Consider the following 1,162-nt stretch of genomic DNA (forward strand, 5'->3'; position numbering starts at 1 on the left):
CAGGATACAACTGCTCCAACCTGGACAACACAAGCTGGCTCTTTAAACCAAACTGTTGAGTGCAGTAATGCTGAAGCTTTAACTTCGGCTCAAGCCTTATTCCCAACTGCTTCTGATTTATGTGATGCTAATGTTTCGAATATTACTAAAGTAAGCGGGCAGTTCGTTGCTTCTGAAGGATGTTCAAATTCTGGAACTTATACTAACACTTGGACAGTAAAAGACGATTGTGGAAATACTTCTGATACTTTCACTCAAGTAATTACAATTCAGGATACTACTGCTCCGACTTGGACAACACAGGCTGGTTCTTTAAATCAGACTATCGAATGCAGCAATCAAGAAGCTTTAACTTCGGCTCAAGCCTTATTCCCAACTGCTTCTGATTTATGTGATGCTGATGTTTCGAATATTACTAAAGTAAGCGGGCAATTTGTGGCTTCTGAACGATGTGGAAATTCTGGAACTTATACCAACACTTGGACGGTAAAAGATGACTGCGGAAATACTTCTGATACTTTTACGCAGATTATTACTATTCAAGATACAACATCTCCAACTTGGACTACACAAAGTGGCTCTTTAAACCAAACTATTGAGTGCAGTAATGCTGAAGCTTTGGCTTCGGCGCAAGCCTTATTCCCTGCAGCTTCTGATTCCTGTGATACTGATGTTTCGAATATTACTAAAGTAAGCGGACAGTTTGTTGCTTCTGAAGGATGCGCAAATTTTGGAACTTACACAAACACTTGGACAGTAAAAGACGATTGTGGAAATACTTCTGATACTTTCACGCAAGTAATTACAATTCAAGATACAACTGCACCAGCTTGGACAACGCAGGCTGGTTCTTTAAACCAAACTATCGAATGCAGTAATGCGGAAGCTTTGACTTCAGCACAAGCCTTATTTCCAACAGCTTCTGATTTATGTGATACTGATGTTTCGAATATTACTAAAATAAGCGGACAGTTTACTGCTTCTGAAGGATGTTCAAATTCTGGAACTTATACCAATACCTGGACTGTAAAAGATGACTGCGGAAATACTTCTGATACTTTCACGCAAATTATTACAATTCAGGATACTACTGCACCAACTTGGACAACGCAGGCTGGTTCTTTAAACCAAACTGTTGAGTGCAGTAATGCTGAAGCTTTAA

At 39.5% G+C, this 1,162-nt stretch carries 1 protein-coding gene; it reads left to right on the top strand.

Annotated features, from left to right (window positions below; all coding sequences use genetic code 11):
* The coding region (locus APR43_RS24200; RefSeq protein WP_317044750.1) for an Ig-like domain-containing protein at positions 1–1,162 on the top strand (1,162 nt) is incomplete at both ends.

The sequence above is a fragment of the Flavobacterium sp. NLM genome (assembly GCF_002210235.1).
GTDB classification, from domain to species: Bacteria; Bacteroidota; Bacteroidia; order Flavobacteriales; family Flavobacteriaceae; genus Flavobacterium; species Flavobacterium panici.